Source organism: Streptomyces phaeochromogenes (assembly GCF_001418655.1).
Classification (GTDB): domain Bacteria; phylum Actinomycetota; class Actinomycetes; order Streptomycetales; family Streptomycetaceae; genus Streptomyces; species Streptomyces phaeochromogenes.
This window is the reverse complement of sequence record NZ_LIQZ01000644.1, coordinates 1-7,674: the sequence shown is the minus strand read 5'-3', so window position 1 is coordinate 7,674 and position 7,674 is coordinate 1. Positions and strand designations below refer to the sequence as shown.

At 69.6% G+C, this 7,674-nt stretch carries 5 protein-coding genes; 1 reads left to right on the top strand and 4 read right to left on the bottom strand.

Going from position 1 to position 7,674, the window contains the following annotated elements:
- Positions 1–695: TetR/AcrR family transcriptional regulator (locus AOK17_RS47100; RefSeq protein ID WP_055618765.1), on the bottom strand; the 695-nt coding region annotated here is incomplete at its 3' end.
- Between the two features lie 173 nt (positions 696–868).
- Here AOK17_RS47100 and AOK17_RS47095 point away from each other — a divergent pair.
- Positions 869–2,386, top strand: a complete 1,518-nt coding sequence (locus tag AOK17_RS47095; protein WP_055618764.1) for a hypothetical protein — start codon at positions 869–871, stop codon at positions 2,384–2,386.
- A 20-nt stretch (positions 2,387–2,406) separates the two neighbouring features.
- On the opposite strand, the gene AOK17_RS47090 is transcribed toward AOK17_RS47095, so the two are convergent.
- The 3 genes from AOK17_RS47090 to AOK17_RS47080 form a co-directional block, all read right to left on the bottom strand.
- Positions 2,407–3,636 (bottom strand): FAD-dependent monooxygenase, encoded by a 1,230-nt coding sequence (locus AOK17_RS47090; protein WP_055618763.1) that lies wholly within the window; start codon positions 3,634–3,636, stop codon positions 2,407–2,409.
- A gap of 40 nt (positions 3,637–3,676) precedes the next feature.
- Positions 3,677–5,140 (bottom strand): MFS transporter, encoded by a 1,464-nt coding sequence (locus AOK17_RS47085; protein WP_055618762.1) that lies wholly within the window; start codon positions 5,138–5,140, stop codon positions 3,677–3,679.
- Between the two features lie 316 nt (positions 5,141–5,456).
- A partial coding sequence (locus AOK17_RS47080) for an FtsX-like permease family protein (protein WP_055618761.1) occupies positions 5,457–7,674 on the bottom strand: 2,218 nt, incomplete at its 5' end.

Here is a 7,674-nt window from a genome sequence, read left to right as displayed (position 1 = left end):
GGGGGGGGGGTGGGAGTCGAGGTGTGGGTGATGCCGTTGATCAGTACCTGAAGAGACCAGGTCATGCGGTCCTCGGGCGGGCCGGCCAGGAGGCTTGCCGCCAGTGCGTGGACATGGGGGTGGGTTTTCTCGGCGGCGCCGTGGATGGCGCGAGTCAGGGCGTCCCATTCCTCCGCGGCGTCGGTCGCCTGGCTGCGGGTGGACTGCTCGGCCGCCGTGGCGGTGGCGAACAGCAGCAGCACGTCCACACCCCAGGCGGCCTGCGTGCGCGGTACGCCGCCCTCGTCCAGGAGGGCCAGCAGCCGCTCCAGCAGCCGCAGGTAGTGCTCACCGCTGGGGCGGGCGGTCAGGGCCGAACGGGCCAGCGCCGGGTGCTCGAACAGCATGTCCGAGTAGGAGGTCAGTACGCCCGCGAGCCTGTCGCGCCAGTCGCCTTCGCCCTCCGCGGGGTCCAGGTCGACCTCGCCGAGCAGCTCGTCCAGAACGGCCGCGTGCAGTTCGGCGGTGTTCGCCACGTACACGTACAACGAGGCCGGTCCGGTGTCCAGCTCCTGCGCCAGGAGGCGCATGGTCACCTTCTCCAGACCTTCGGCCCGCATCAGGGCGACTGCGGTCGCGACGATCCCTTCGCGGGTCAGCGCCGGTTTCGCCGGACGCTCCCGCCTGCTGGTCGGTGTTCTGCGTCGTTCTGTCACACCACCACGGTAACGAACATGTTCGTCAGAAACAAGTTCGTGACGAACACGTTCGTCACGCTCGTCGGGGAAGCGCGTCAGGGAAGTGCTCAGGACGTGCTCAGGTGCCCCCAGCACCTCGTCGACTCGAAATCCACGAGCCACCTGGTCCCGGTCCAGGCAGGATGCCCTCTGTGAACGACGTCCTGTGCGGGCTCGCCGCCAATACGGCTCTGCCGTCCGAGTTGGTCGACCGGCTGATCGCGATCGCGGACGCCGACATCGCCGCAGACCTCGCCGGTCGCGCGGACCTCAGCCATGCGCAGGCGATCGCGCTGGTCTCGCGCGTCGAAGAGAGCGCCGAGCAGCTTGCGTACGAGGGTCGGCTGACCGCTGCCGACATCGATCCCGCGGCGCAGCCACACGCCGCCCTCGCCCTGCTCCATGAAGGCGTCGGCAGACCGGAGTGGGCGCGCCTGCTCGCGGCAGATCCGCTCGTCGAGCATCGGGAGAGACTGGCTGCCTGTCCCGGCCTCCCGCCCGATGTGGTGGACCTGCTTGCCGCAGACTCGGACATACGAGTCGTCGCGGAGCTGGCGCTCTGTGCCACACCGGAGGTGGCAGCCAGGCTCGCGGGACATACGCACGCCGAGGTCCGTCGCGCGGTGGCGGCGAACGAGGCGACACCGTCGGCCGTGCTTGCGGCGCTGACAACCGGCGAAGGACTGCCTCCCGTGCAACGGTGTCTGGTCTGCGACCGCGAAGAGACGCCGTTCACGCATGATCCTCAATGCGCCCGGCTCGACTGCGATCTACTGCCGGGCGCTTCCTGCGACGGCTCCCACGAGTCCACCGTGCATGACACGCAGCATGCGGTTCTGCAGAACCCCGCCACACCCACCGAGGCCGTCATCGGCTTTGCCGACCATCCGTCAACACTGCTTCGCTGGGCACTCGCTGCCCGCCCGGACCTGCCTTCGGAGGTGTGCGGACGACTCGCCGTAGACGGCACTCCCGGTGTGCGAGCCGACCTCGCCGAGAATCCCGCGATCGACGAAGCCCTGATCCGCGTGCTGGCCGGCGACCCTGGCCACGATGTGCGGCGCAGGCTCGCGCACAATCCGCACGTACCGCTCGACGTGCTCACCGACCTGGCCGGCGATGCCAGGATCGGCGCCACCCTGCTGCCGCGGATCGCCACCGCCTCGCCCATGGAGGTTGAGGAACTGGCCCAGTCACCGAACCCGGCCGTGCGGATGCTCCTGGCCCAACGACGCGATCTGCCGGCCGGGATCCGCGACGCGTTGGCCGCCGACCCCGACGCGAAAGTGGTCAAGTCCGTCGCGGGGCACCCGGGCCTCTCCGAAGCGCGGTTGCGCACGATGGTCGACCGACACGAAGCCAGGGTCCTCGCCAAGGTGGCCGCCAATCCGGACGCGACCCCTGCGCTGTTGGAGGACCTGGCCCGGCACCAGCCACCGGCACAGAAGGCGTTGCGCGAGGTCGCCCGGCATCGCGATGCGACCGCCCCGGCGCTGCTCGTCTGCTTGGCAGACAAAAGGGCGAGGCCCATCGCCGCCGGGCATCCCGCACTCCCACCGCCGGTGATCGTGGAACTCCTCACGGACACCGACTGGCGGGTGGTTAAAGCTGCTGCCGCCAACCCGTCACTGCCGCCTGCGGTGATGTCGGACCTGGTGCCCCAGCTGTAACCGCCCTGCCCACAACGGAATCACCGTCTCGGAGTGTCAACCGTTCCGCGGAAGCCCTCCGTGTGTTCGGGCAACGTGAGGGCTGTGTGGGCTGGACGCCCGGTTCTTGGTGGCAAGGTGGTGAGGCTGCGGAGTTTGTTGTTGCGCTTTTCGAGGGCTTCGGCCGTGGTGGGGAAAAGCGCCGCGTCGCCTTCCCTCACCTGCGCCTGATTCAGTTCGACGAATCCGCGGACTTCGCGTTCGTATGCGGCGAAGGCCGCGGTGTGGTCGCGATGGGCGGCCAGTGCGCCTGCGAGCATGTACGCGCCGACGAGGGCGAGGCTGGACCCTTGCCCGGTCAGGAACGACGGGGCGTACGCGGCATCGCCGAGGAGCGCGACGCGGCCGTTGGACCAGCACGGCATGTGGACTTGGCTCACGGTGTCGAAGAACGCGTCGTTCGCGTGGCGCATGGCGGCGACCATGGCCGGGATTTCCCATCCGTCGTCGGCGAAAGTGGTGGCGACGAGGTCACGTTGCGCCCCGACATCACGGTGGACCTCACGTGGTGGTTCGGGTTGGGCGAAGTTGAGGAACGCGTGCAGCTCGTTGCTGTCTTTGACCGCGTAGAGCGCCGCGGCCCTTCCGGGAGTGTTCCAGATGAGTGCTTCATGGGAGAGCCCAAAAGTGTTGGGCATGGTGAATATGGCGAAGCAGTACCCGAGATAGCGGTGGAATTGATCCTCGGGACCGAATACGAGCTCCCGGGTACGTGAGTGCAGTCCGTCCGCACCCAGGACCAGGTCGAAGCCGCGCTGGACGCCGCTGCGGAAGGTGACGTCGACACCGTGCTCGTGTTCCTTGAGGGTATCGATGGAGTCGTCGAACACGAACTCCACCTCGTCGCGGACGGCCCCGTACAGGACTTCCGCCAAATCCCCGCGAGGCACCTCTACGTCATGTCCCTCGACCCCACCGACCACCGCCTGTGGATGAACCACCGCCGCCTCGCTGCCATCGGCATTGAGGAAGGTCAACCGGCGCGACTCGATATGCGCTTTCTGGAGCTGCGGCAGGATTCCCATCCGGCGTGCCACCTCAACCGCCGTACCACGCACGTCGATCGGGTACCCACCGCCGCGCAGTCCGGTGGACTTCTCCACCACCGTCACAGTGAATCCGTACCGTTGCAGCCAGAACGCCACGGCGGGACCCGCGATACTCGCGCCGGAAACCAGGACCGTACCCTTCGATGCGGTTCTTGTGTTCATTCGTCAACTCCCAGTCCGTTATGAGGAATTCGAAGGTCGATCACACCGTGTCCCGCTCAAGGGCGGGCGACGGCGAATTGCGGCTGGGGCGGGTGATTCGTACGAGCATGACGACCAGCACCGCGGCGATTGCGAATGCGCCCGAAGCGATCGCGATATAGGTGAACACGCCTGTGGCCGAGTTCGTGGTCTCGCCGTCGACAACCACGGCGGTCGACTTGAGTACCGCCGCGCCCACGAAGTTCAGTACCACCGACCCGATCGAGACCATCACCATGACCAGGCTTGACACGATGCCCTGCCGTTCGGCGGACGCCAGGCTGCCCGCCATGTTGAAGCCGGATGTCCCGAGCGCTCCTACCGTGACACCCAGCAGGAATGCGCAGCAGAGCGCGACGGCAAGCTGGGAGGCCCCGAGGAACATCCCGATGGTCACCACCGTTCCGAGCACGACTGTCCCGGCCAACGTCGAGGCCGGCCCGATGCGTGCGGCAAGCCATCCGGCCACCGGGCCTCCGAGCATGACTCCGAGTCCGGGCGCGGCCAGCAACTGTGCGACTGAGCCCTGGTCGGCCAGTCCGTACCCGAGTTGCTGATCCGCCGAGACGTCACCGATGAGCGGGATGAGCTGAAGCATGCTCTGGTACGAACCGGCTCCGAGGAAGACGACGAGGAGCATGAGTACCAGCGGCCCGTCGAGGTCCCTGACGTCGATCAGGGCGTCAGGCTTTCGACTGGACACCAGGAACCACCTGGCCAATGCCCCGACACCGCCGACGAGGAGAACCAGCGGGCCCGCGGCGAGCCAGCCGAGATCCGAGCCCAGACTGACATAGCTGAGCACCCCCGCGAGACCTCCGCCGAGCAGGAGGGCGCCGCCGATGTCGATCTTCCCCGGTGTCCTGATCGGGGATTCGGGAATGACGTTGCGCACGCAGATCGCCATCACGGCCCCGACGAACGCCGACAGGAGGAACAGGATCTGGAAGCCGAACTCCGTGGCCAGTTTCTCGATGAGGAAACGGGACGCGATGTTGAGCACCGCGGAGCTGGACGTGACGATGCCTACGACGATCATCGCGATGCGGGGTGCGCAGGCACCTCGAACGATCGCGACCGAGAGGAACACGGCCGCCAGAGACGCTCCTTGAAGCATGCGCCCCGGCACGAACAACCAGATGTTGGGGGCCACTGCGCACAGGAGGGCGCCCGCGCAGCTGAGGAGCAGCGCCAGCACGAGCACCTTGCGCTTGCCGTAGATGTCGGCGCTCTTTCCGAGCAGGGGCGCCCACATCACCCCCGCCAGCATCGCGGTGGCGTTGAGCCACGCCGCCTGGTCGGTACCGAAATGGTCGAGCATCTCCGGGAGGACGAGCAGCGGCGCGGTGATGGCCGAGTCGACCACGAAGTTCACCAGGGACAGCACAACCACCAGGCCGATCAACCGCCCGTTCCATCTCGTGTGCGGTCCGGTGTCTGTACTTCCGGTCCTGCTCTGCTGCATTGAGGACTCCTCACTACGGGTTCTCGTCCGGCCACTTGTGCGACGGGGTGGAGAGTGCGGGGGCGGCTGCGCGCCGGGCGTCATACCCGGGAGCCAAAGTGGAGGTGCTACCGCGGTAGGGGGTGGAGGAGCCGAGGCCGGCGGCTCGGCAGCGCAAGGCGACGGCTACGGCTACGGCTATGGCGATGGCGATGGCGATGGCGACAGGGCTAGCGACAACTGGCCTCGCCCGTACCGGCGTTGAGACCGGCTCGCCGACAGCGGGTACGCAACCGGCCCGGCCCCCGGACTGCCTCCCGGCTCAGCCTTTCCGGTCTCAGGCCCCCCGGTCGCGCAGTGCCGCGCGGGCCGGGAGGGTTACGGCGAGGAGGCCGAGGGACACCGCGGTCGCGGCGAATGTGGCGTACAGCAGTGGGGGTATGTGTGGGGACTCGCCCGTCAGGCCGCGCACCATGGGGGTCAGCGTGATCATGGCGATGATTGTGCCCAGGGCCACGCCCGCCACCGATACCAGCAGGCTCTCCCAGTGGAGCATGTGCAGCACCTGGCGGCGGGTGGAGCCGACGAGTCGGAGCGTGGCCAGTTCGCGGCGGCGGTCCAGGACCGTCATCACCAGGGTATTGACGGCGGCGATGACGGCGAAGCCACCCAGGACGGCGGCCATCGTGTAGTTGGCCCAGGCCCCGAGTTCGCGGTCCACGTTCCGCTCGACGGCGTAGCCCGAGGCGTCGGTGACCTCTCCGAGTACGGCGAGCGGCTTGGCGTCGCCGCCGCGCACCAGCAGCGTGCTGTCGAAGGCCGACGTGACGTGGCCGGCCAGGGACGCGCGGTCCATCGTGACCGCCGCCAGGCCCAGGCCGCGGCCGTAGACCGCGACGACTTCCGGGCGCGCCTCGGTGCCGTCGGGGAGATGGAGGGGCAGTTGGTCGCCGACCTTGACCTTCGCCGAGGTGGCGAGGGTCTTGTCGATGGCGATTCGGCCCGCACCCACGCGGTCCAGGCTGCCGCTGCGTACGTCCAGGTCCTGCACCTGCGCGAGCTGGGCGCCGGAGCCCGAGATGCCCTGGGTCGCCGCTCCCTGCAGCGTCGTCTCGCCGCCGGCGTCGACGGGCACCAGCACCTGCGTGTCGAGCAGGCTGACGGCCGCGCCGACGCCGGGAACGCGGGAGGCCCGGTCGGCGGACCCGGTGGGCAGTCCGCCCGGGTCCGTGACGACGTGGTCCGCCGTGATGCCGTCGCGGAGCTGTTCCGAGGCGATCTGGCTCTGGCTCGTGTGCATGAAGACGAGCGTCGAGGCGAAGGCCATCGCCAGCACGATCGGAGTGATCGCGGAGGCCAACCGGCGTGCGTTGGTACGGGAGTTGGCGGCTGCCAGCGCTGCCGAGGCGCCGCCGCCGCGCAGCAGCAGGCCGAAGAGCGCCGCGCACAGCCGGGCCACCAGTGGGCCGAGCAGGGCGACGGCAAGCATGAAGAGCATGATGACGCCGAGGGAGGCGTTGGCCGCGTTGTCACCGGCGGCGGAGGAGGCGACGCCGGCGAAGACCGCGCCGCCGACTAGGGCGCCCAGCCCGAGAACGGTACGGATGACGCCCGGGCGCAACCGCTCCACCGAGGCTTCGGTGAGCGCCTGCCCCGGCTTGATCTTCGCGGGCCTGCGCCCGGCCATCAAGCCGGAGCCGAGCGCCGCGAGCAGCCCGGTGCCGACGGCGGCGAGCAGCGGGATCCACGAGACGTGCAGATCGACCGCCTCCGGGATGGCGCCGCGGTCCTTCAACTGCCCGAACCACCAGCGCGCCAGCGCGATCCCCGGCAAACACCCGACCAGCCCGGCGAGTGGCGCGACAAGCAGCGCCTCGGCGGCGACCGCGCGGCGGATCTGCCGTGGGGTGGCGCCGACGGCGCGCAGCAGCGCGAACTCGCGAGTGCGCTGGCCGACGGACAGGGCGACCGTGCCGGCCGCGGTGAAGACGGCGACCAGGGTGGCGATCCCACCGAACTGGCTGCCGAGTCCGAGGAGCGTCTCCTTGGCGTACGCCAGGCCCCGCTCTTCGGCTTCACCACGGTCGTCGCCGGTGTGCACCTGCGCGCCGGAGCCGGCGAGGGACTTCTCGACGGCGGCGGCGAGGGCGTGGGGGTCGGCACCGTCCGCGGCCAGTACGGCGATGGCGTCGGCCTTGCCGGGATGGCCGGCCAGTGCGGGGGCCTCGGCGTCGGCGAACCAGGCCGTGGCCTTGCCGCCGGCCGCCGCGCCCCCCGCCGCGGTGTCGCCCACCCCGGCCTTGGCCAGCCCGGACACCCGGAAGTCCGTACGGCCGACGGCCGTTTCGAGCGCGACGGTGTCTCCGACGTCGGCCTTCGCGGTACGGGCCGCGGCGGCGTCGAGCACAACCTCGCCCGTGCGCGGGGCGGCGCCCGCGGACAGCGCGGTACCGGTGAAGGCGTGCGAGCCCCAGCCGTGTCCTGCGAGTGCGCCGTCGCCCTGCCGCACCGGGAAGGTGAAGTCCGGCACCGCGGCCTCGGCGCCGGGCGCCCGG

Excerpts from the sequence above, each read along its gene's own strand:
- AOK17_RS47090 (WP_055618763.1), bottom strand. The coding sequence starts at position 3,636 with ATGAACACAAGAACCGCATCGAAGGGTACGGTCCTGGTTTCCGGCGCG.
- AOK17_RS47085 (WP_055618762.1), bottom strand. The coding sequence starts at position 5,140 with ATGCAGCAGAGCAGGACCGGAAGTACAGACACCGGACCGCACACGAGA.